This is a genomic window from Natrinema sp. LN54 (assembly GCF_052439245.1).
Classification (GTDB): domain Archaea; phylum Halobacteriota; class Halobacteria; order Halobacteriales; family Natrialbaceae; genus Natrinema; species Natrinema versiforme_A.
The window spans coordinates 144,598-165,499 of record NZ_JBQVRP010000005.1 but is presented as its reverse complement, the minus strand read 5'-3'; the positions used below and the strand labels follow the sequence as shown (position 1 = coordinate 165,499).

Sequence of the window (20,902 nt, the reverse complement as noted above, 5' to 3'; positions counted from 1 at the left end):
TCGGTCAGTCGCTATCGTCCCGGTTCCGTCGATCGCGGGTCCTGCCCCCGATCACGCGCCGAATCCGATCGTCGTCCCAATCGGGATGGCGCTGTCGAAGGATCGCCGCCCGGTCGTCGTCGGACAGGAGCGAGTCCGAACGGCGTCGCTCTCGAGGGGCGTCCCCGGAGTGTTCGCCCGAGATGAGTCGCCGGGCGCGGGCTCCGATCGAGCGAACGCGGCGGCTGGACAGCGCCGCGATCGCGGCGATGCCGCCGGCCCCGAGCAACGCCTGAAGGGGACGGACGCCACGGATCGTCAGGACCGCTGCAGCCAGTGGCGGCACGTCGGAAACGTGCGAGACGTCCAGCAGGACGCGGTCGTTGTCCTCGTACAGTTCTCGGACGAACCGATCGTTGTCCGAGCGGGTATACATCGAGTTGATCGCGATGCTCGGATCACCGATCACGACGACCGCCCCGCTGCTGACGTTCTCGACGGTCGCGACCGGGTGCGACCCGAGTTCGTCTTCCTGTCCGAGGCGCTCGTCGTCTTCCGTGAGGTAGGAGACGTTACTCGTCGTGGCGAGTACCGTCGTGTTCTCCGACCCCGGCTCGACCGCCGTCGCGTAGTTGAGCGTCACCCGGTCGACGCCGTCGGTCATCGAGTGGTTCTCGACGGCGGTCGCGACCGGCATCGCCGGCCCGCCGTCGTGGTTGTACTCGTCTCGCACCAGCCTCCCGTCCACACGGGCCTGGGCACCGACGTCCGCGAGCAGCGAGTTGCCGTTCTCGCCGAAGTTCTCGAGGACGACGAGCGTGCCCCCGTTCTCGACGAACTCCCTGATCCGCGCCGCGTCCTCGGCCGCGTACGGTTCGTCCGGCGCGACGACGAACGCGACGGTCTCGTTGGCGGCGGACTCGTTCGCGAACGCCTCGTATCTGTCCGCATCGCGGACGAGTTCGCTCTCGGCGTCGGGATCGTTCTCGAGCGAATCGCTGAGGTCGGTCGTCCCGTCCCACGAGGGATTGTACGGACTGAACGCCGCCGCGGACGTGGCCGCGAAGACGCCCAGCGCGACGACGGTCGCCACGGCGAGCGCGACCAGCAATGCACGCGGCCAGACGATTTCACCGTCTTTCAGGACGCCGGCGTGCCAGCTCACGCGATCACCTCCGATCGCGTCGACGGCCGTGTGACGCCGGGACGAAACCGGACGAGCGCCGCTCGAGCATGGGTCACCACGGGATCACCTTCGGGGGAAGCAGTCCCAGGATCCGATGGAGTATGAGGGCGGCGAACCCGAACAACCCGAGTAGCGTGAGCCACCGCAAACGGGCCCGCCACTCCGGCGTCACGTTGATCGGTGCCGTGAGTTCGGTGACGACGAGCAGTCCGAGCAGTGAGAGGACGAAAAAGAGCTCGTACGAGAGCGAACCGAGCAACGAGAGGACGAGCACCGTCGCTACCATCCACGCGAGTTGACCGTGGACGAATCGCATCCGTCGCGGGGTCGCCATCCATCGTCCGTACCCCGACAGGGTGTATAAACATACAGCGAGTAACTCGGGATACGGAACTCGTATCGATTCTCGCCGTTCCCGTTCCAGATACCGCAATCGTTGTGTTCGTTGGGATAGTCACACCCACTAGATGTCCCTAACGGTTATTGCCATCGTTACTTTTCACGTACGCTGCGTAGCGGGCCCCTTCAGCCGCGAAACGGTCGGTGGGTAAAGGGCCACCGCGGATGAGTCGTCGATTCGACCGTTCGAAACTTCCGACCCAACTTTACGAACATACCCTTGTAATCAACCACGATGTGTGATCATTCACAGCACTGAGAGCGTCACGCGGGTTCGGGACGGGGGACCGAAAAATGAATCGGTCCTCGAGTGAGTATTCGATTCTATCTCGCCGAAATACCAATTTCAGATACTGCTCGAGATACGGGAACTACTATCGATAGGCGCGGTCGGTAACGCAGAAGAGTTCCAGTAATACGAGCGATCTGATGAAGGCTAATCTGTTGGTATACGCTGCTCATGTCGATTTAGTCCGCTGATTTATCGCTTCACTCACTCTCTCGTTATGTACTTCAGACTCGAGACAAAAATGCGGCATCAGAACGCAATCGGATACCCAATTCAAGATATAGAAAATGATATCTACCAGCTCGATACTGTTTTTAGAGCGGCTTCCCTAGCTAACACGAGGGTTCAGAGCTATGCAGACAGTGAATTAGCTGCTCTGAACGAGTAATTCGGACGCAGTGACGAGAACAGCGAATTGCGTTGAGCCGTCGGAGAGATCGACTGCAGTTCACGAGAGAGCGAACTTCTCACAGGGAACCAGACGAGTTCGGGGGCTGCGGCTGTCGCGGTTCCGAGACGGATAGCGCATTTGTCATTGGTCCTGCAGACGAGAGTCGAACAGTTAGCAGCGATACGCTCCCGGCGTCGGCGGTCGTTGTCGTTTGTGCCGGGTTCGGGTACACCACTCGTTGAGTCGGTCGACGAGCGCCTCGTCGATGCCGAGCCGATCCGCGACAGTCGCGGTCTCTGATCCCTCGTCGAACCGCAGTCGGAGGATGCGATCGAGGGTTTCCGGCGAGACATCTAGCTGTTCTGTCGCCGACTGCCCGGCGTACAATGGCGACCCCGCCGTTTCGACGGCGAGGTCCTCGGGAATCCCGATATGTCGGGCGAGCGCTCGCACTTCGGTTCGGTAGAGATCACCGAACAACAGGCAGTCTGCCGCCGTTTCACCGTATTTCGTCGCAGACCCGAGGAGGTACCGCGTGCGATCGATCGGGCCGACGACGAGAGCGTTCGACGTGTTTGCGACGTAGTAGGTACAGGCCATCCGGAGCCGTGACAGCATGTTGTTCGTCGCGACGACGTCGTCGACCGGTCCGTCCGATTCGCCGACCGCTTCCTGAACGGCCGCCAGTACCGGCTGGAGTTGGAGTCGGCTGTGGTCGATTCCCAGCGACTCGGCGACGGCCTCCGCGTTTCGAGCGATCGCCTCGTGACTAATGAACGCCGGCATCACGAGTCCAGTTACGCGCTCCTCGCCGATCGCATCCACGGCGAGCGTCGCCGCGACCGTCGTTTCGACACTGCCGTCCAGTCGCACTACAAGACCGTCCGCGCTGGCGTCGGCGACCAGTTCCTCGAGGAACGCGGGGAGCCGTTCACGCAGGGTCGTCAGCGCCTCGTCGGTCGTAGCGAGACCGTCCGAATCGCGAGGGAGGCCCTCGACGGACGTATCCGAACCGGTCACCGTCATCGTTCCATCGGCGGGAGACGAACTGAAGCGGTAGTCGGACGCCGAGTGCAACGACGGTCGTACGGGTCGACCGGCCGTGAATCACTCGAGACCGGGTCGAAAGCCGCGTTGGAAGACGGATAGATCATCGTTCACGTTACGAGAGTTCGATCATGAGTTATAACAGTTTCTAGTCGATTCCTTACCCACTTGTGAACCCATAGATGAGTATATTATAATATATATGCTGCAGAAGACCATTTCCACTGTGGAATCGTCCGCTTTGCGGAGATGGAGGGTTCGGGAGCAGGGGCTGCGATTCGATTCGGCGATTTAGGACTCAACTCGGTACCGGCCGGAGAGGGTCGAAGGCGGCGAACACGCGCCCTCGAGGACGGGTCGATCGGGACCAAGCCCCACACTGCTGAATGCGATCATTCACCGGCGGATTCGGCGGTGACGGTCGCGAGGATCTCGTCCGTCGAACCGATTTCCGCGAACTCGCCCTCGAGGTGTGAGAGGGCGGTTTTGTGGACCACCGACGGGGCGAACTGCTCCCCGTCGAACGTCCGCCCGAACGTCGCCGTCGCGTCCCGGACGAGGGTGACGTCGAAGCCTCGATTCTCCGCCATTCGGGTCGTCGTCGAAACGCAGTGATCCGTCGTCAGGCCGCAGATCACGAGCGAGTCGACACCCCGTTCGCGTACCCACGGCTCCAGCTCCGTGTCGACGAACGCCCCGTTGACCCGTTTGACGAACTCGGTCTCACCGTCTCGAGGAGCCAGTTCCGGTTTGAACTCGAATCCCGGCTGGTCGCCGCGAAGCGGCGACTCCGGTTCCGTCGAATCGTGGCGAACGTGGGCGATCGGCAATCCGGCCGTCCGCCAGTGGGCGAGAAGTCGCGCCGCGTTCGATTCCGCGTCCGGATTGTTGCGACTCCCCCAGACGGGGTCGTCGAACCCCTGCTGGAAGTCGATGAGCACGAGGGCCGTGCGGGCCGAACTATCGCTCATCTCCGATCACCGTGTGCGGCGCGACTCGATGGTTCGAGGAGATACTCCGACTTCGGGTGGGCCCGGGTTACGGTGATCGGACACTCGCTCGGCGCTTCGGCTTCGGTTTCCGTTAGCATGTACTGCGGCCACTCGCGATCGCCCTCGTTCCCCCAGTCGCCGAGATCGGCGTGCGGACAGACGCCGTCGTAGTCCTCGAGTCGGTCCTGAATCACGTCTCGGGCGTGTTGGCCAGCCTCGGTGTCGCCGGTGACGTTCAACGCCTCGAACAGCGCCCGCGGCTGGAACGTGATCTCGAGGCCGATCGGGCAGTAGCGGCTCTTGTGCGTCTCGTAAAACGGCGCGCGACAGGTCGGAAACATCGGCTCGCCGCCGAAGCAGAACTCCCAATGCGGGTCGTCGGGCTCGGTCGGAATCCGTTCGGGCCACGGTTCCGGATCGTGAACGTGGAGAAACTGGAGAATGTGCCAGAGCGCGCGATGGTACTCCGCCTCGGATAGACGGCCGTCGGGTGGTTTGAAAAACGTCACTAACGACGCGCGGTCGCTGTGATCCTGATACGTCTCGAGGTACTCGAGCAGCGTTCGGCCCAGCTCGAGCAGGGCGTCTTTGTCGGTCATCGACGGGACGGCCGTGTACAGCGGATCGCCGTTCTGGACGGATTCGACGCCGAAAAAGCAGGGGAACGGGCTGTCGTTTCGCTCGCCCAACAGCCCGTCGCGGAACGACTCCCAGTGGGCCGCGACCCAATCGGGGGCGTCACCGGCGTCGACGCGTGCCGCGACGGTCGCTTGGTCGTTGAGCGTGCCGACGACGGAATCGGTCATCGAGTAGAGTTCGGACCTTTCAGACCTTTTAGTTATCGGTTCGGACGGCTGCAGCGTTAGTTAGCGGGTTCGCCGCGACTGGCGTCACGGTCGCGCGTCGGCCGCGTCGTCGCGGTGTTCCTCGAGCGAAAGATCGATCGCTCTTGCCCGTTTTCGGATCGCATCCGCGTCGACGACGGTGACCTCGCCGTCCTCGAGGAGGACGTTGCCGTCGACCATGGTAAACGCCACGTCGTCGCCGTGCGCGCCGAAGACGAGATGCGAGAGCGGGTCGTGCAGCGGCGTCGCTCGAGTCAGATCGGTATCCAACCCAACGATGTCCGCACGCCACCCCTCGCGGAGCGCGCCGAGACGGTCGAATCCGGTCGCCTTCGCGCCGTTTATCGTCGCCATCTCGAAGAGCGTCTCGGCCGGGGCGGCGACCGGATCTAGTCCGTCGACTTTCTGGAGGAGACTTCCCTGTCGCATCTCCGTGAACGGATCGAGCGTGTTGTTACACGGCGGGCCGTCGTTGCCGATCGCGACGTTGATCCCGCGCTCGAGGTAGTCGGTGATCGGCGCGATACCGCTCGCGAGTTTCATGTTCGACGACGGGCAGTAGGTGACGTGCGTACCGGTCTCCGCGAGCAGTTCGCGCTCGCTCTCCGATGTCCAGACGCAGTGTGCGAGGACGACGTCGTCGCCGGTGAGGCCGACTTCGTCCAGCCAGTGGATGTTCCGCATCCCGGTGTCTTCCTCGACCGTCTCGACCTCGCTGCGGTTCTCGCTCGCATGCGTGTGAATCCGAACACCGTCGTACTCGTCGGCGAGTTCGCGCGCCCCGCGCAGGCACTCCTCGCTGCAGGAAACGGCAAAGCGCGGCGTCACCGCGTACCGGATTCGGTCGTCGAACGCGCCGTGGTACTCCTCGATCAACCGCTCGCTCTCGGCCAGCGCCTCCTCGGTCTCCTCGAGCAGTCCCGCCGGCGAGCGCCGATCCATCAGCACCTTCCCGAGGACGCCGCGGATGCCGATCTCGCCGGCCGCCTCGAACGCGCGCTCGGCGTGGTTGACCGAGAGGTGATCGATGCAGGTCGTCGTCCCGCTCTCGATCATCTCGAGGTAGCCCAGTTTCGCCGCGATTTCCATCTCCTCGGGCGAGAGCGACGCCTCCATCGGGAGGACGTACTCGAAGAGCCACTCGAGCAGTTCCGAATCGTCGGCGATGCCGCGACCGAGGCTCTGTACGGAGTGGAGGTGACCACCGACCAGCCCCGGCAGGAGGATATCGTACGACTGCTCCTCGCGATCCGGGTATCGGTCGCGAAGAGCCGCTCGCCGACCGACGGCGGCGATTCGAGAGTCGTCGACGACGACCGCCCCGTCCTCGATGACGGTGTCGGCGTCGGCGATGACCGTTCCGGAAAGTATCATACCACCCGAGAATACAGTTCCACCGGCAAAACGGTTTGGACTCAGGCCGATCGGGTTCGACGCGGCGAGCGAAGCTCGGTGGGAGCGGCTCGAGAGATAGTTCGACTATCGGTAGAACTTACCCATCCTTAGTGTCTATAATCGATTTATCGATGTCGTTGCTGCCGTCCAATTCGACGATCGATAACCGCACGGCGGCGGCGACGTTCCGGCCCTCGATACCTAAGTACGAAGAGCGTGTACGGTGCATGTACGACGATGAGCACGATTGATTTATCTCAACGGCAACGACGAACGCTTACCGAACTCGTCAACGAGTACCAGGCGACCGATTCGCCGGTCTCGTCAACGGACCTCGCGGCTACGCTCGACCGCAAGCCGGGCACGCTCCGGAACCAGATGTCGTCGCTTCGCTCGCTCGACCTCGTCGAGGGAATCCCAGGACCCAGCGGCGGGTACAAACCGACCGAGACAGCCTACGAGGTCCTCGACCGAGAGCCGCTGGCCGACGCCGAATCGGTCACTCTCGCACGAAACTACGACCGCGTCACGGCGACCGTCGACACGATCGATTTCACGACCGTCCACAATCCGGACCTGTGCCGGGCGCAGGTCCACTTTCAGCAGTCGGTCCGGGGCTTCGAGAAGGGCGACGAAATCGCGATCGGACCGACGCCGGTCGCGAACCTCGTCCTCGGCGGTGTGATCGTCGCCGTCAACGAGAGCGAAAACATGGTGATCCTCGACGTCGCTCTCTTGGAGGCACCGATGCGAGAGGAGGAATCGAAAAGCACCTGAGGGCTGTGAGCGCGTCGAAATGTTGCGTATCGAAGAACACCGGGTTGTCGCAGCGACTGACGCCATGCCACCGATCGATCCGGTCCGCTCGAAGGATCGAGAACAGGATGAACCGCCGAATATATTCGCAACTGAACGAGCGACAATGGATTTCGTGTATCGTATCCTCCTACTCCTGTGTTCGTGAATATATTGTGAGTATATGCCGAAAGTCTTAACATGCGTAGTGAGAAAGTGGTTTTTGGCGAGGAATCGAAAGGCCACACTGAACGACTGCGATCCGTGGCCTCGCCAAACATGCCCTCGCCATCGTCGCGGATCGACTCCTAATCCGAGATCACACCCACATGTTCACTGCAGTCCCGCTACCGGTTCCGACCGGTATCGCGGGCTGTATCCGATCTCGATCGCACGACGAAGCGTCATCCCACTAGGTGCTTCCCGGGCCTGGCTCGAGGGCGATATACGACGCTGATCATCGCCGTCCGAACGCCGAGAGATCGAACACGAGCGAACAGCTGTCCGTTTTGTCGCTAGTGGTACGATCGATCGACGCCAGCCGAATTATGGAATTCTTGGTTAGACTAACCAGTTAGGCTAATCAGTAAGAAGGACGATACGCGCAGTTCAACACGCTGAGTGCTGGGTCTCGGCCACGTTCGTCGGCCGTTCGTACGGAATAGTCCTCACGTGAGCAGCGTCTTCCGGACGAGACGGAGAGCAAGACTTATGGCTGACTGACTGGTTAGTTAGTACATGGGCCAGTCACTATCGCAGAAACGACCGTGGCTCGTAGCGCTGCTCGCAGCACTCGCGACCGGGCTCGGCCACCTCTACCTCCGGCGGTGGCGTCGCGCAGTCGGATGGCTCGCCGCTTCCTTCGTGACGACCGCGCTGTTCGTCGACCCGGCCGCGTTCGACGCGTTCGTCGCCGGCAGCTGGGGCCTCGAGACGCTGGTCGCTATCGCGCCGATGTTTTTCGTCGTCGGTCTCAGTATCGTCGACGCGTATCTTCTCGCTCGGATGCAAACCGACGGTGCTGTCGCCGACTCGGTCGACGGCTCCGATACGGACTCGGTCGCCTGTCCACACTGCGGAAACGAACTCGATCCGGACCTCGAGTTCTGTCACTGGTGTACGAACCCGGTCGAAGGTATCGACCGCGATCGTCCGGACGCGGCAGACGAGGAGCGCTGACGAACCGTTCGATTAGACACCGAGATCCGTCTCGCAGCGCAGGGTCGCGTTTCTGGCATCGCTATCGATACTCCGTGAGGAGCGAACAGCGCCAACAGTGAGCAGAGAGGTCACGCGTCACGCATCAAGACGGCAGTGACGTACTCGTCGGCGGTCCGTCTCGCCGTTGCGAGTGCATCCCCCTCGTCCAAGACGACTTCTCGAGTTCGAGCCCCGTCGACGATCGTCATGAGCGCCCGCGAGACGTGGTCGGCGTCGACGTCGGTGAAGACGCCCGCCTTGATTCCCTGCTCGATCACCGTACTGAGCATGTATCGGATGTACTCGTCGTTCTGCTGGAAGCGCTCGCTGAACGCGTCGTTGTACGGTGCCTGACTCCGCATCTCTAACATCGCGATCAATAGGTCGTGATGGTCCTCCGGGTCGACCAGCAGTTTGTCGAGCAGGTGCTCTAGTCGGTGTTCCGGATCGGTCGTTTCGACCTCGTGAATCGTTTCCTGAAATCGATCGAGGAGATGGTCCAGAAACGCCGCGAGGAGGTCGTCTTTCGTCTCGTAGTGGTAGTGAATCGCGGCGGTCGATTTGCCGTACTCGTCGGCGATCCGTTTGATCGTGAGCGCAGCGTACCCGTGTTTCCGAAGCGCCTGATAGGTCGCGCGCATGATCGCTTCGTTCGGATCCGAGACGGGCCGTTCCGGCGAATCAGCCATTGTACACTACGTTCGTTGTGGGTCGGATAATAGTTGTGACCTGCTCGGGATCACGCAGGATATTATCGACTGATCAGTTCGGAGTCAACGGAGAAGCGCTCGAGACGTCTCGGAGAGCGTCCTGGTATCTTCCCCAAGGTTTTTGACTAACTAGTCAGTAAGTCCAGTATCGACCGCATGAATGACGACCCGACTACCGAGATACTAGACGCAACGTATCAGGCCCTCTGTAAGCACGGGTACGCCGAACTCACGGTGCAGGATATCGCCGCCGAATCAGCGATGAGTAAAGCATCGATACATTACCACTACGACAGCAAAGACGATCTGTTCGTCGCGTGCCTCGAGTCCCTCTACGATCGGTATACCGCCCATATCGAGGCTGCTGCCGGTGAAACGCCCCGAAAACAGCTCCGCTCGCTGCTCGAGTTGTTGGTCACCGATACCGGAGAGATCTCCGGGACGGAGTTTCGAACGGCAATGCTCGAGCTGAAGGCACAGGCACCCTACAACGAGGAGATTCAGGACCGACTCGTCGAATTCGACGCGGTTCTCTTCGAACGATTGGAGGAGATAATCGAGGCTGGTGTCAGTCGGGGTGAGTTCACCGACCGTATCGATCCGTCCGTTGCGGCCGAATCACTCATTACGACGATCACGGGCGCACAGACGCGACGAGTCGCAGTCGACTACTCGACGGAGCAACCCTCCGAGATGATGACCGGAGATATCGAGACGAATCTGCTGACCGAGATGACAGTGGAGGGGAGACAGTGAGCGATAGCCGCAGCCGTATCAGCTCCCTGTTCAAGGGGCGCGAGGAGTTCGACCTCACGGCCGGCGATATCGGGAAACCGCTCTTTTTCCTGTCGATGCCGATCGTCGTCACGAACCTCTTCCAGACGGCGTACAACCTCGCGGATACGTTCTGGCTGGGCCAGTACAGTACCGACGCACTGGCGGCGATCAGCTTTGCGTTCCCGATGGTGTTCCTCCTCATCTCGCTCGGGATGGGCATTTCGGTCGCCGGCAGCGTCCTCGTCGCCCAGTACACCGGTGCCGGGGAAGAACGGGAAGCCGAATACGCCGCCTCACAGACGGTGGTCTTCGCCGGCATCGCGTCGATCGTCCTCGGGGTCGTCGGCTACTTCCTCGTCGAGGAGTTCCTCGGACTCATGGGTGCCTCCGACAGCGTGTTGCCGATGGCGACGAGCTACATGGAGGTCATCTCGCTGGGACTGCTGTTCATGTTCGGGTTCGCGGTCTTCATCGCGCTCATGCGCGGCTACGGCGACACGATCACGCCGATGCTGGTCATGTTCGGCTCGGTGGTTCTCAATATCGTCATCGACCCGTTCCTGATCTTCGGTTGGACGGTCGTCGAGAACGCACCGCTCGTGGGCACGGTCAGCTTTCCCGAACTCGGAATCGAAGGCGCGGCGATCGCGACGGTGTTCTCGCGTGCGCTGGCGCTGGTCGTCGGCCTCGCGATCATGTTCCGTGGCAATCGCGGCGTCGAGATCAACCTCCGGGATATGGTGCCGAACCTCACCTATCTCCGCCGCCTCGCTCGGATCGGCGTCCCCGCCTCTATCGAGGGAACGGGTCGGGCGCTGTCGATGAACTTGCTGTTGTTCATCGTCGCGCTCTTTCCGGACACGGTCGTCGCCGCGTACGGGATCGGGACGCGCGTCTTCTCGGTCGTCTTCCTCCCCGCGATCGCGGTCGCTCGCGGCGTCGAGACGATGACCGGGCAGAACATCGGCGCGAACAAACCCGAGCGAGCGGAACAGGCAGCGGCGCTCGCATCCAAGATCCTCTTCGGCATTCTCACCGGGGCAGGCGTTCTCGTCTGGTTCCTCGCCGCGCCGATCGCGGACGTGTTTACGACCGATCCCGCGGTCGTCGATATCTCCGCGACGTTCCTGCGCTACGTCGCGTTGACGTTCGGATTCATCGGGATCATGCGAGCCTACACGGGGAGCTTCCGCGGCGCCGGAAAGACGCTTACTGCAGCGGCGATCTCCGTGCTGATGCTCGGCGTTATCCGCTTCCCGATCGCGTGGGTGTCCGCGGGTTCGATCGGCGAGACGGGCATCTGGCTTTCGTTCGCCGTCTCTAACGTCGCCGGCGCGGTGATCGCCTACGCGTGGTACCAGCGAGGCACGTGGCGGGAGGGCGATCTGACCGAATCAGCGGTCGACATCGAAGATACCGGCGTCGAAGTTTCGGCAACCGACGACTAACACCAATGGCTCAGGACAGTACACGATCCGAACGGCGACTCGAAATCGACCGCCGGCTCGAGGAAGCGCTCGGACGCGTGGAGAGTCACTGTTCGGCTCCCGTTCGGGCGACCGTTACGGAACGCGACGACAGGCGATACGGACAACTGGTGGCGCTGTCTCACGACTCGATTGCGGAGACGCCGGATCGATCCACCGTCCTTCCCGCAGCGACGTCGATCGAACTGTTCCGCGGGTACAGTCGGCTTCGGGAGCAACTGCTCTCTCAACTCGACGCTGAGAACACCGCCCTGGTACAGTGGGACGTGACGACCGCACTGTTGGCCTCCGATTACCTCTATACGACCGCGTACTCGACGCTCGGAACCCTCGACGACGAGCGCGTCGGTGAGTGTTTCGAAATACTCGCGTCCGTCTCAGCGGCGATTATCGAGGCGCTGGGGAGTACCGAGCCCCGGGCGACGCCGGAGACGACCGATCACTGTTCGGTTATCGACGGGACGGCGGGCGCACTCGGTCGCGGCGCGGCCCTTCTGGGCGCGACGCTTGCGGACATCGAGGAACCGCACAGAGAACACGTCGCGACAGTGGGCCGCGGGTTCGGAACAGTCAGCCGGATACGGGCCATCCTCGCGTCCGACACCGGCGCTCCCCGGACCGATTCGAGTTCGTCGCCCGCTACACGACAACTCCGGCGGCACGCGACACGGCGTCTGAACGAAGTCGACCGAGCACTCGACGACCTGTCGCCCGTCGCCGACATCGACCCCCTGCGCGCGTTCGTCAGGGAGGCCGCGCCGGACCGCCTACCGGCGCGGTGTCGGGACTGATCTCGAGCCCGGCTTCGTCGGTATCGGAGCCGTATAATTCGTTCAGTCTCGAGCAGCCAGATACCGAGACGAGACCGTTCAACACCACTCTGACTGCGAAATCAGACCGTTCCTGACTGCTCGCTCCTCGAGCGAAGATCCGTCTCGGTGAGCCACTCCCAGTCCGAAAGTCGATCCACAGTATCGTTCGCGTCTCCGGCCAGTCGAGACTCGGCGTCATCGATCGCGACGACTCGCTTCAGCGGATACGGAGCGTGGCCGAGTCGGTCGCATCGCTGATATTGCTGTCGGTCGAATACGTTGACACCATCGCTGCTGTCGATAACGATCGCGGCGATATCGTCGTTCTTGAGATCGTCCAAGAAGCTTTCCGCCAACGGATAGCCGTTGTGCAAGTTCGAAAAGTGCTTCCGCTCTCGAGAGATGTAGACTGCGTTTCGACCGTCCAAGAGGGTGAACTTCGACACGGGGTCCGGTTGGCTATCGTATCGCCTCGACATATAGCGCTACAGTACAATCATCAGATCTTATACGCATGCCTTTCCGCGTGTACGCTTGAAAACAGAGGGCATTTTTGCCAGAGTTTATCGCAATATTAAAATAGGCTTCTGCAAACAGGTACAGCATCCAGATCTATTTCAATTTTTACAGAACGAACCGGACGGCACTCACAGCACCGAGCCATCACCGGGCGGACCATCCTGCGGGACACACGTTCTAACGGAGAGTTTCTGAAGTATATCTAAATAGAGAGATAGAATAAGAATAATAAATAATACCTTTCTACCGTATCCTGATATCCACGTTTTGCAAACCGAAATCGAAACCGATGGCGACGATCGAAAGCAGAGAGTTCCGGAACTGAACCGATGTGAAACATACCGGTTCGATGTTCCACTCCGCCGTGACCGTTCACAGAATCATCGAGTGAAAACGACAATGACGCCGAGCGGGGATATATACAGTGATCAGTTGCGCTGGGGATCGGCAGCGATGTGTAACCACTAGCGGCCATCAGCGCAGCGGGTCACCGAATCATCGATCTCAGCAGATCGACCCCTACATCTCTGATACCCGACTAGTATAGGAATCTGGTACCTATGCGATATTGTGGGAAGCGGACGATCAATTGCCTCGAGAATATCACTGCCGAAAGTCCGATCGAAACGGGTGTCTCAAGCCGGCGGTCGCTGCCGACTGACGGTGAGACTGAGACTCTGTCGCTCGGGTTCGATCTGCTCCGAACAGCGCCCGTTGCCGTCCGAGATGCCTCAGTCGTCTAACGGTGACTCGGTGCCACGGACGCTGTCGATGATCACGTCGCCGTCGGGTCGGGACGCGATCCAGAACAGTTTGTGGGCGTCGACCGACTGCTCGAATCGCACGTCCGGCGCGGAACCGACGGCGATCTTCCGGAGCGTCCACTTGAACAGCGCGTTCTCGGCCTTCTCGAGGACCTGCTCGTCGGTGAGTTCGGACGGAACGACGAGGACGTCGTCGACCGTTCTCGAGACGGTCTCGGGGACCACGTCGGCCCGCACGGCGAGCCGCCGGGCGCGGTCGACGCTGACGACGTACTCGAGGTCTCGATCCGCGATTATCGGCCGGTCGACCGTTACGACTGCGTCGTAGACGCGGTACGGATACGCGACCACGCCGACGCGGCCGGTCGAGTCGACGTCCTCGCGTGCCACCGTCGGTTCGATGACGGTCAGGTTCGCACGCTCTTGGGTCCGCCCCGTGATGTCGGCGGCCTCGGCCCGCTGTCGACGCGTGTCGCTCACTATTCCTCACCCGATTCCCAGTAGTCGCTCTCTTCGACGTGTGCGCGAATGGTATCCGTTTCCGTGACGGCCTTCGGATCGACATCGCGACCGCCGTCGGTCACGTAGTCGGGCGTCCCGGTCGGATCGTCGCTGCTCGAGAGCGCCGAGAGCGGCTTGTCGAACGACTCGAAGTGGTCGTCGACGCCTTCCGGCGGCGTCGTCACCAGCGAGACGACGATGAGCGTCGCCGTCGAGAGGATGAACGCGGGGAAGAGCCCGTAGACTCCAACCAGCCCCGTGAGGAACGGCGAGCCGTCGATCGCCCCCATGAGTCCGAGCAGTTCGAGGACGGTCGAGAGCTGGGTCCACAGGATCATCGTCGTCGTCCCGACGATCATACTCGCGACGGAGCCCGTCGCGGTGACCCGCTTCCACCACAGCGCAGCGATGAGCGTCGGCCCGATGGCCGCTCCGAGTCCGCCCCACGCGTAGTCGAGGACGAGCGTGTAGATCGGCGTGTTCTGTGCGAGGAAGGCGAAGGCGACGCTCGCCGCGCCGAGTGCGAGCGTGACGTACTGGGAGTACCGAACCAGCGTCTCCTGACCCGCGTCGGGGTTAATGTAGCCGTGGTAGACGTCCTCGACGATGGCGCTGGTCGCGACGAGCAACTGCGAGTCGGCACTGGACATCATCGCGGCGAGTGCGGCCGCCAGGATGATCCCCGCGATCGCACCGGGGAAGAACTCGAGCGTGAGCATCGGCATGACGTTGTTCGGGTCCTCGATGCCGCTCTGGCCGAAGACGACCAGCGTGTACAGCCCGACGAAGCCGGCCCCGATGTAGGCGACGAACATGAACAGCTGAGCGACGAGCGCGGCGAGGCGGATGTTCTTCACCTCGTCGATCCCCATGAATCGGACCATCACGTGCGGGTTCCCGGGGATACCGAGTCCGATGGCCGCGTAACTGATGATGCCGAAGATCGCTGCCCAGCCGGTCATGCCGGCCGTGACGCTGGTGTAGGAACTCCCGACGGATGCGAGTTCCCCGAACGGAAGCCCGTAGTTGGTAAACGCGATGACCGGCAGGACGATGAACGCGGCCAGGATGATCGCACCCTGCACGTAGTCCGACCACGCGACGGCGAAGTAGCCGCCGAGCATGGTGTAGCCGACGACGATGACGCCGCCGACGAGGATTCCGACCACCGACGAGACGCCGGTGAGAACCTCGAGCAGCGTCCCGGCGGCGACGATCTGTGCGCCCACGTAGCCGCCCTCGAAGAGCATCAGGACGAACGCGGAGACGCCTTTGACGTAGCCGGTGTCGTCCTGCAGGCGCGTCTCGAAGAAGGTCGGCAACGTGACCGCTTTCACGATTTCCGTGTACTTCCGGAGACGCTTTGCGAGCCCGGCCCACGCGAACAGGTCGGCCGGAATCATCCCGAGCCCGTTGTAGAACGCCATCACACCGGTCCCGAACGCGTCGCTCGGGACACCGAGCGTGAGCCACCCGCTCATCTCGGAGGCGCGTTCGGAGAAGCCCGTGACGACCGGGCCGATGCTGCGCCCGCCGATGACGTAGTCGTCGACGGAGTCCATGAGCCGGGAGGAGTACAACCCGATCCCGAGGAGGACGAGGAGATACACCCCGAAGGTCCCAAGCACCCAGACGCCGGCCGAGCCGGCCAGTCCCTCACTGGCCATGCTCTGCCTCCTCGTATCGCTGCCGGAGTTGTTCCTCTCGTTTCCCTTCCCAAACGTAGTACACGCCGAGCATGACTAGGTACACGGCGAACGGTCCGAATAACCAGACCAATTCGACCGAACCACTCTCAGGCATACAGGTGTGTGCTTACCACCCACACATAAACGTACCGAATTTGCCCTTTTTTTGATGGTGGAGTAGTCCTCCGAGGAAAGTGGCGCCGCTGTCGCCCCGCAGTGAGTCCGGTGTCAGCGATCGATCGTGGAGCCCACGAGATGCTGCCGTCGAGCCGGGAAACTCTCGTGAAGCGTGTCTCGAGTAGGAACCGAAGAACGCGTCCCGGGCGCGATGGGGAATACCGGGTGATCAGACGCCGACGACGGCCCGAAGCGCGAACAAGGCGTTTTCCTTTCGCTCGCGGATCCGACGGTAGAAGTACTGCATCCACTTGTCACCGTAGGGGACGTACTGATTGACTTCGTAGCCCTTCGCGGCGAGGTCGCGCTGGGCGTCCTCGCGAACGCCCATGAGCATCTGGATCTCGAAGGGCGTGTCGTGTTCCTTGTGAAGGTCGATCGCAGTCTCGAGCATCGACAGATCGTGGCTTCCGACCGCGATGCCCCCATCGAACTCCCGGAACAGGAACTCGAGGTGCTCGCGGTACGCCTCGTTGACGTCTTCTTTCCGGTCGTAGGCGACCGAGGACGGTTCGTCGTAGGCACCTTTAACCAGTCGGACTGCCGCGGGAACGTCGGCGAGGCGACGCAGGTCGTCGCCCGTGCGTTTGAGGTTCGCCTGAATGGCGACGCCGACGCCGTGGGGATGGTCCTGGGCCGTCGATTCGACGGCGTCTAAGGTCGTGTCGGTCGTCGTGTGATCTTCCATGTCACACCAGACGAAGACGTCTTCGTCGGCCGCGACGTCGACGATCCGTTCGAAGTTCTCCGTGAAGACCTCGGGGCCGACGTCGATCCCGATCTGGGACGGTTTGACCGAGACGGACCCGTTCAGGTCGCGAGCGGCCAGTTCGGAAACGAGACGGCAGTACTCATCCGCGTCCTCGTCCGCGGGCTCGCGGTCGTGATAGTGTTCGCCGAGGAGGTTGACGATGCCACCCATCCCCGACTCGTTACAATCGGAGACGTGATCCAGCGTGCCGGACACGGTCGTTCCGGCGACGAATCGGCTCGCGATCGGGGGGATCATACCGTGTCGGTGGCACGCAAGCTCCCTAAATCGATACCCGACCAAAAGATTCAGACTCCAGGGGCAGGAATTAATATCGGGGTCGATCAGGACTCGTCCGGGTTGAGCAATTTCGCCTCGGCTTTCCGGAGATGCTCGAGCAGCGTCGTCTTCGAGACGCCGAGTTCGTCCGCGAGTTCGCGCGTGTCGATCTCGCGCGGCCACGCATAGTAGTTATGCTCGCAGGCGAGTTCGAACGCGTCCCGTTGGCGGGGCGTCAGCCGATCGAGTCGATCCGGCGTTCCCGACGAGTCGCCCGCCGGCGAGGCGATCTTGCTGATGGAGATCTCGGCGTCTGTCTCGGCCCGGATGGTCTCGAGTCGGCTCTGAATCTCGGCGCGGCCGTCGGCGACGAAGACCGGCCAGTGCTCGAGCCCTCGTTCGACGCGAACCGACGCGTCGTGGATGAATCCGTGCGAGACGAGCGTGTCGCTGATACTGTGTTCCGGCTCGTACTCGACGAAGAGTTCGCGGGTCGCGTTTCCGGGGTCCGGTGCCGCGCTGGTCGGGCGCTGGCCGAGTTCGACGGTCGAGTGTGTCAGCGGCGACTCGTTCGCGAATTCGACGAACTCGTCGAGTTGCGCGGTCGTGTCCGCGTAGACGGTGAAGTGGCCCTTGACCGTGTCCTCGACGGTTCGGTGGACGGTGTGGACGAGCAGTCCGGCGTCGACCGCCTCGGTCGCCTGCAACCCCCAGCAGTCGGGATGCCAGATCTCGAGCGCGAGTCGCGTGCCGTCCGCCCCTGTCGCCGTCGCCGTAGAACTCGTGCTGCTCATGTGTCGGCTCTGCTCGTCCGTTTCGGTGTGAGCAACATAAACATACTGAATAGAGACACCGCGTGACAACCGCTCGAGTCGGTCCCGACCATGGGAGGCCGTGGTTATTCCCTGACGATCCGTGACTGATACGGTATGAGCCAGCAGACGACAGCCCAGCCTAACCGTCACTACATCGACGGCGAGTGGACCGACGGCGAGGGCGACGAGACGTTCGAGAGCGAGAACCCTGCAACCGGCGAAACGCTGCGGACCTTCCACCGCGGAACCGAGGCCGACGTCGACGCGGCGCTCGAGTCCGCAGAACGCGTCCAAGACGAGTGGGAAGAACTGTCCCATATCGACCGCGCGGAGTACCTCTGGGACATCTATCAGGAACTCCGTGACCGGACGGACGAACTCGGCGAAATCGTCACCAAGGAGTGTGGGAAGGAGATCTCCGAAGGGCGAGCCGACGTCGTCGAGGCCGCACACATGGTCGAGTGGGCAGCCGGGAACGCCCGGCACCCACACGGGGACGTCGTTCCGTCCGAAATCGGGAGCAAGGACGCGTACATGCGGCGCAAGCCCCGCGGCGTCATCGGCTGTATCACGCCGTGGAACTTCCCCGTCGCGATCCCGTTCTGGCACATGGCCGTCTCGCTGGTCGAGGGCAACACCGTCGTCTGGAAGCCCGCCGAACAGACGCCGTGGTGTGCCCAGATCGTCGCCGAAATGTTCGAGGAGAGCGGCATTCCGGACGGCGTCTTCAACATGGTTCAGGGCTTCGGCGACGCCGGCGAGGCCATCGTCGAGGACGAACGCGTCGACACCGTCCTCTTTACCGGCTCGGCAGAGGTCGGCCAGCAGGTCGGCCGGACCGTCGCCGAACAGCCCGGCAAACTCGCGGCCTGCGAGATGGGCGGCAAGAACGCCGTCGTCGTCACCGCCGACGCCGACCTCGACACGGCCGTCCACTCGGCTGTGATGAGTTCGTTCAAGACGACCGGCCAGCGCTGTGTCTCCGCCGAACGCCTGATCGTCCACGAGGACGTCTACGACGAGTTCAAAGAGCGATTCGTCGATATCGCCGCGAACGTCGCCGTCGACGACCCGCTCGCCGAAGACACCTTCATGGGCCCGCTCGTCGAGGGCGAGCACAAAGAGAAGGTCCTCGAGTACAATGAACTCGCTCGCAGCGAGGACGTCAACGTGCTCGTCGACCGCGACGAACTGGCCGACGACGAGATTCCAGAGGGGCACGAGGACGGCCACTGGGTCGGCCCGTTCGTCTACGAAGCCGACCACGAGGCGGACCTCCGCTGTACGCAGGAGGAGGTCTTCGGCCCCCACGTCGCGCTCATGGAGTACTCGGGTGACATCGAGGACGCCGTCGAGATTCACAACGACACCGAGTACGGGCTCGCGGGTGCGATCATTTCCGAGGATTACCGCGAGATCAACTACTACCGGGACAACGCCGAGGTCGGACTCGCGTACGGCAACCTGCCGTGTATCGGCGCGGAAGTTCACCTGCCGTTCGGCGGCGTCAAGAAGTCCGGCAACGGCTACCCGAGCGGCCGCGAAGTGATCGAAGCCGTCACCGAACGAACCGCGTGGACGCTGAACAACTCGAACGACATCGAAATGGCACAGGGACTGTCCGCGGATATCACGACCGACGATGACTGAGACGACCTGTCCCCTCTGCGGGCGAGGTGTCCGCGTCTCGGGCGACTGGTGCCGGCGCTGTGGCTGGACCGGTCGCTGTGGTGCCGATTAGCGCCGATCGGCGACCGATTCGATCGACGCCAAACCGCCTGTAGAACCGATCGCCGTCGGTCCATCGCGGTAGCGGCCGCGGGATCGGCGTTCCACATGCGTGAACGAACTATCTAAAGAGGTCCGTTACCGCACGACACACCTTCGACCGATCAATGCAATTAGCAAACCACGTGGAGAGTTCACGCATTCCGAACGTCGAACCGACCGGGAGGTCCCGCGATCAATTGCTATTGACATCCGGGCAGAAGCACTACCAATACACGCCCAGTAGTATAAAATCTAATGTGATAGTGCCTACAATATTCTTCGGACTGTGAAACGAAATATCAACCGACAATCCCCATCACGACCCGTTCAGCCCTGTTCACACATTCCGAACGCTTATACACGGGTGGGACGACGACTCGAAGCATGACGGACGATCGCCCTCGCCCGGTCAAGACGACGAAAGCGTCGATCGCGCTCGTTCGCGCGGTCCACGACAGCGACGGCGCAACGCTGAGCGAGTTGGCCGATCGCCTCGAGATGGCAAAGAGCACCGTCCACAACCACCTCCACACGTTGGTCGACGAGGGATTCCTCGTCCGCGACGGCGATACCTACCACGTCGGGCTCCAGTTTCTCCCGTTCGGCGAGCACGCGCGTACCCGGCATCCACTGTACACGACGGCCCGACAGCGCGTCTACGCCCTCGCCGAACAGACGGGAAACGAAGCCGACTTCATCGTCGAAGAGAACGGCCGCGCGTACTCCCTCGAGTACGCGATCGGTGAGTCCTCTCGCGGGGGGCTGCCGGAATCGAGCCCCTTCCGTGCGGGAAATCGCTTCCATATGCACAACTGCGCGTCGGGAAAAGCCATGTTAGCATCGATGCCCGAATCGCGCGTTCGGGAAATCATCGATCGGTGGGGTCTCCCGGCCACGACCGATCACACCATCACCGAGGAATCGGCCCTGTTCGACGAACTCGAGGCGATCCGCGACCGCGGGTACGCGACGAACGACGAGGAACTGATCGATGGCTATCGATCCATCGGCGCGTCGGTAACGAGCCCCGACGGCGAGGTGGTCGGCGCGTTCTCCATCGGCGGCCCGACGTATCGGATGGCCGTCGACGAGTCGACGACCGAGGAGATCGCACAACTGCTGGGAGACGAGATCGACGCGCTCGAGGCGGCCCTCTTCTGATTTGATCTTACACGCATACGTGTGTAATCCCTTCTCTAGGGAACGGTACGCAGTATCGTCTCAATGCAGACCAGCAGACGGGAAGTCCCATAAAGAACGGATAGTCGGACCGACCGAAGAAGTGAGCTATGAGTGAGTGGGTGTCGGCTTACCTGTTCGGAAACTCGCTCGGC

General features: G+C 62.2%; 19 protein-coding genes. 7 read left to right on the top strand and 12 right to left on the bottom strand.

What is annotated here, in order from left to right; all coding sequences use genetic code 11:
• Positions 1 to 4 precede the first annotated feature (4 nt).
• The 6 genes from ACT4ML_RS16075 to ACT4ML_RS16050 form a co-directional block, all read right to left on the bottom strand.
• On the bottom strand, positions 5 to 1,144 hold the full coding sequence (locus ACT4ML_RS16075; RefSeq protein WP_444721772.1) for a DUF4350 domain-containing protein: 1,140 nt from the start codon (positions 1,142 to 1,144) through the stop codon (positions 5 to 7).
• A 73-nt stretch (positions 1,145 to 1,217) separates the two neighbouring features.
• Positions 1,218 to 1,499, bottom strand: coding sequence for a hypothetical protein (locus tag ACT4ML_RS16070; RefSeq protein WP_444721771.1), 282 nt, complete (start codon positions 1,497 to 1,499; stop codon positions 1,218 to 1,220).
• A 916-nt stretch (positions 1,500 to 2,415) separates the two neighbouring features.
• Positions 2,416 to 3,270, bottom strand: a complete 855-nt coding sequence (nadE, locus tag ACT4ML_RS16065; protein ID WP_444721770.1) for an NAD(+) synthase — start codon at positions 3,268 to 3,270, stop codon at positions 2,416 to 2,418.
• Between the two features lie 413 nt (positions 3,271 to 3,683).
• Positions 3,684 to 4,262, bottom strand: coding sequence for a cysteine hydrolase family protein (locus tag ACT4ML_RS16060; RefSeq protein ID WP_444721769.1), 579 nt, complete (start codon positions 4,260 to 4,262; stop codon positions 3,684 to 3,686).
• Positions 4,259 to 5,089 (bottom strand): YqcI/YcgG family protein, encoded by an 831-nt coding sequence (locus ACT4ML_RS16055; protein WP_444721768.1) that lies wholly within the window; start codon positions 5,087 to 5,089, stop codon positions 4,259 to 4,261. The genes ACT4ML_RS16060 and ACT4ML_RS16055 overlap by 4 nt, the downstream gene beginning before the upstream one ends.
• 84 nt (positions 5,090 to 5,173) lie before the next feature.
• Entirely contained in the window at positions 5,174 to 6,502 is a 1,329-nt protein-coding gene (locus ACT4ML_RS16050) for a 5'-deoxyadenosine deaminase (RefSeq protein WP_444721767.1), read from the bottom strand.
• Between the two features lie 258 nt (positions 6,503 to 6,760).
• Here ACT4ML_RS16050 and ACT4ML_RS16045 point away from each other — a divergent pair, with 258 nt between their 5' ends.
• Positions 6,761 to 7,300: a TrmB family transcriptional regulator gene (locus ACT4ML_RS16045; RefSeq protein ID WP_444721766.1), complete on the top strand. Its 540-nt coding sequence runs from the start codon at positions 6,761 to 6,763 to the stop codon at positions 7,298 to 7,300.
• 756 nt (positions 7,301 to 8,056) lie between these two features.
• Positions 8,057 to 8,497 (top strand): DUF7575 domain-containing protein, encoded by a 441-nt coding sequence (locus ACT4ML_RS16040; RefSeq protein ID WP_444721765.1) that lies wholly within the window; start codon positions 8,057 to 8,059, stop codon positions 8,495 to 8,497.
• Positions 8,498 to 8,607: 110 nt separating this feature from the next.
• Here the strand turns inward: ACT4ML_RS16040 and ACT4ML_RS16035 are convergent, their stop codons facing one another.
• Positions 8,608 to 9,207, bottom strand: coding sequence for a TetR/AcrR family transcriptional regulator (locus tag ACT4ML_RS16035; protein WP_444721764.1), 600 nt, complete (start codon positions 9,205 to 9,207; stop codon positions 8,608 to 8,610).
• A 177-nt stretch (positions 9,208 to 9,384) separates the two neighbouring features.
• On the opposite strand from ACT4ML_RS16035, the gene ACT4ML_RS16030 reads away from it, so the two are divergent.
• The 3 genes from ACT4ML_RS16030 to ACT4ML_RS16020 are packed head-to-tail and all read left to right on the top strand — an operon-like array spanning position 9,385 to position 12,283.
• On the top strand, positions 9,385 to 9,984 hold the full coding sequence (locus tag ACT4ML_RS16030) for a TetR/AcrR family transcriptional regulator (protein WP_444721763.1): 600 nt from the start codon (positions 9,385 to 9,387) through the stop codon (positions 9,982 to 9,984).
• Positions 9,981 to 11,453, top strand: coding sequence for an MATE family efflux transporter (locus tag ACT4ML_RS16025; RefSeq protein ID WP_444721762.1), 1,473 nt, complete (start codon positions 9,981 to 9,983; stop codon positions 11,451 to 11,453). Before ACT4ML_RS16030 ends, ACT4ML_RS16025 begins: the two co-directional genes overlap by 4 nt.
• Before the next feature lie 5 nt (positions 11,454 to 11,458).
• On the top strand, positions 11,459 to 12,283 hold the full coding sequence (locus tag ACT4ML_RS16020) for a polyprenyl synthetase (protein ID WP_444721761.1): 825 nt from the start codon (positions 11,459 to 11,461) through the stop codon (positions 12,281 to 12,283).
• A gap of 1,271 nt (positions 12,284 to 13,554) precedes the next feature.
• Here the strand turns inward: ACT4ML_RS16020 and ACT4ML_RS16015 are convergent.
• The 5 genes from ACT4ML_RS16015 to ACT4ML_RS15995 all read right to left on the bottom strand — a co-directional run bounded on the left by ACT4ML_RS16015 (position 13,555) and on the right by ACT4ML_RS15995 (position 17,777).
• Complete coding sequence (locus ACT4ML_RS16015; protein ID WP_444721760.1) at positions 13,555 to 14,067, bottom strand: hypothetical protein; 513 nt, start codon at positions 14,065 to 14,067, stop codon at positions 13,555 to 13,557.
• Positions 14,067 to 15,755 (bottom strand): sodium/proline symporter, encoded by a 1,689-nt coding sequence (locus ACT4ML_RS16010; protein WP_444721759.1) that lies wholly within the window; start codon positions 15,753 to 15,755, stop codon positions 14,067 to 14,069. Before ACT4ML_RS16010 ends, ACT4ML_RS16015 begins: the two co-directional genes overlap by 1 nt.
• Entirely contained in the window at positions 15,745 to 15,891 is a 147-nt protein-coding gene (locus tag ACT4ML_RS16005; RefSeq protein WP_273737065.1) for a hypothetical protein, read from the bottom strand. Before ACT4ML_RS16005 ends, ACT4ML_RS16010 begins: the two co-directional genes overlap by 11 nt.
• A 231-nt stretch (positions 15,892 to 16,122) precedes the next feature.
• Positions 16,123 to 16,962, bottom strand: coding sequence for a proline dehydrogenase family protein (locus tag ACT4ML_RS16000; RefSeq protein ID WP_444721758.1), 840 nt, complete (start codon positions 16,960 to 16,962; stop codon positions 16,123 to 16,125).
• An 86-nt stretch (positions 16,963 to 17,048) separates the two neighbouring features.
• Positions 17,049 to 17,777, bottom strand: coding sequence for a helix-turn-helix domain-containing protein (locus tag ACT4ML_RS15995; protein ID WP_444721757.1), 729 nt, complete (start codon positions 17,775 to 17,777; stop codon positions 17,049 to 17,051).
• A gap of 135 nt (positions 17,778 to 17,912) precedes the next feature.
• Here ACT4ML_RS15995 and ACT4ML_RS15990 point away from each other — a divergent pair, with 135 nt between their 5' ends.
• On the top strand, positions 17,913 to 19,448 hold the full coding sequence (locus ACT4ML_RS15990; RefSeq protein WP_444721756.1) for an aldehyde dehydrogenase family protein: 1,536 nt from the start codon (positions 17,913 to 17,915) through the stop codon (positions 19,446 to 19,448).
• A 504-nt stretch (positions 19,449 to 19,952) separates the two neighbouring features.
• Positions 19,953 to 20,729: an IclR family transcriptional regulator gene (locus ACT4ML_RS15985; RefSeq protein WP_444721755.1), complete on the top strand. Its 777-nt coding sequence runs from the start codon at positions 19,953 to 19,955 to the stop codon at positions 20,727 to 20,729.
• The last annotated feature ends 173 nt before the right edge of the window (positions 20,730 to 20,902 follow it).

Coding starts and splice junctions, on each gene's coding strand:
- ACT4ML_RS16070 (WP_444721771.1), bottom strand. CDS start 1,499: ATGGCGACCCCGCGACGGATGCGATTCGTCCACGGTCAACTCGCGTGG.
- nadE (WP_444721770.1), bottom strand. CDS start 3,270: ATGACGGTGACCGGTTCGGATACGTCCGTCGAGGGCCTCCCTCGCGAT.
- ACT4ML_RS16060 (WP_444721769.1), bottom strand. CDS start 4,262: ATGAGCGATAGTTCGGCCCGCACGGCCCTCGTGCTCATCGACTTCCAG.
- ACT4ML_RS16055 (WP_444721768.1), bottom strand. CDS start 5,089: ATGACCGATTCCGTCGTCGGCACGCTCAACGACCAAGCGACCGTCGCG.
- ACT4ML_RS16050 (WP_444721767.1), bottom strand. CDS start 6,502: ATGATACTTTCCGGAACGGTCATCGCCGACGCCGACACCGTCATCGAG.
- ACT4ML_RS16045 (WP_444721766.1), top strand. CDS start 6,761: ATGAGCACGATTGATTTATCTCAACGGCAACGACGAACGCTTACCGAA.
- ACT4ML_RS16040 (WP_444721765.1), top strand. CDS start 8,057: ATGGGCCAGTCACTATCGCAGAAACGACCGTGGCTCGTAGCGCTGCTC.
- ACT4ML_RS16035 (WP_444721764.1), bottom strand. CDS start 9,207: ATGGCTGATTCGCCGGAACGGCCCGTCTCGGATCCGAACGAAGCGATC.
- ACT4ML_RS16030 (WP_444721763.1), top strand. CDS start 9,385: ATGAATGACGACCCGACTACCGAGATACTAGACGCAACGTATCAGGCC.
- ACT4ML_RS16020 (WP_444721761.1), top strand. CDS start 11,459: ATGGCTCAGGACAGTACACGATCCGAACGGCGACTCGAAATCGACCGC.
- ACT4ML_RS16010 (WP_444721759.1), bottom strand. CDS start 15,755: ATGGCCAGTGAGGGACTGGCCGGCTCGGCCGGCGTCTGGGTGCTTGGG.
- ACT4ML_RS16005 (WP_273737065.1), bottom strand. CDS start 15,891: ATGCCTGAGAGTGGTTCGGTCGAATTGGTCTGGTTATTCGGACCGTTC.
- ACT4ML_RS16000 (WP_444721758.1), bottom strand. CDS start 16,962: ATGATCCCCCCGATCGCGAGCCGATTCGTCGCCGGAACGACCGTGTCC.
- ACT4ML_RS15995 (WP_444721757.1), bottom strand. CDS start 17,777: ATGAGCAGCACGAGTTCTACGGCGACGGCGACAGGGGCGGACGGCACG.
- ACT4ML_RS15990 (WP_444721756.1), top strand. CDS start 17,913: ATGAGCCAGCAGACGACAGCCCAGCCTAACCGTCACTACATCGACGGC.
- ACT4ML_RS15985 (WP_444721755.1), top strand. CDS start 19,953: ATGACGGACGATCGCCCTCGCCCGGTCAAGACGACGAAAGCGTCGATC.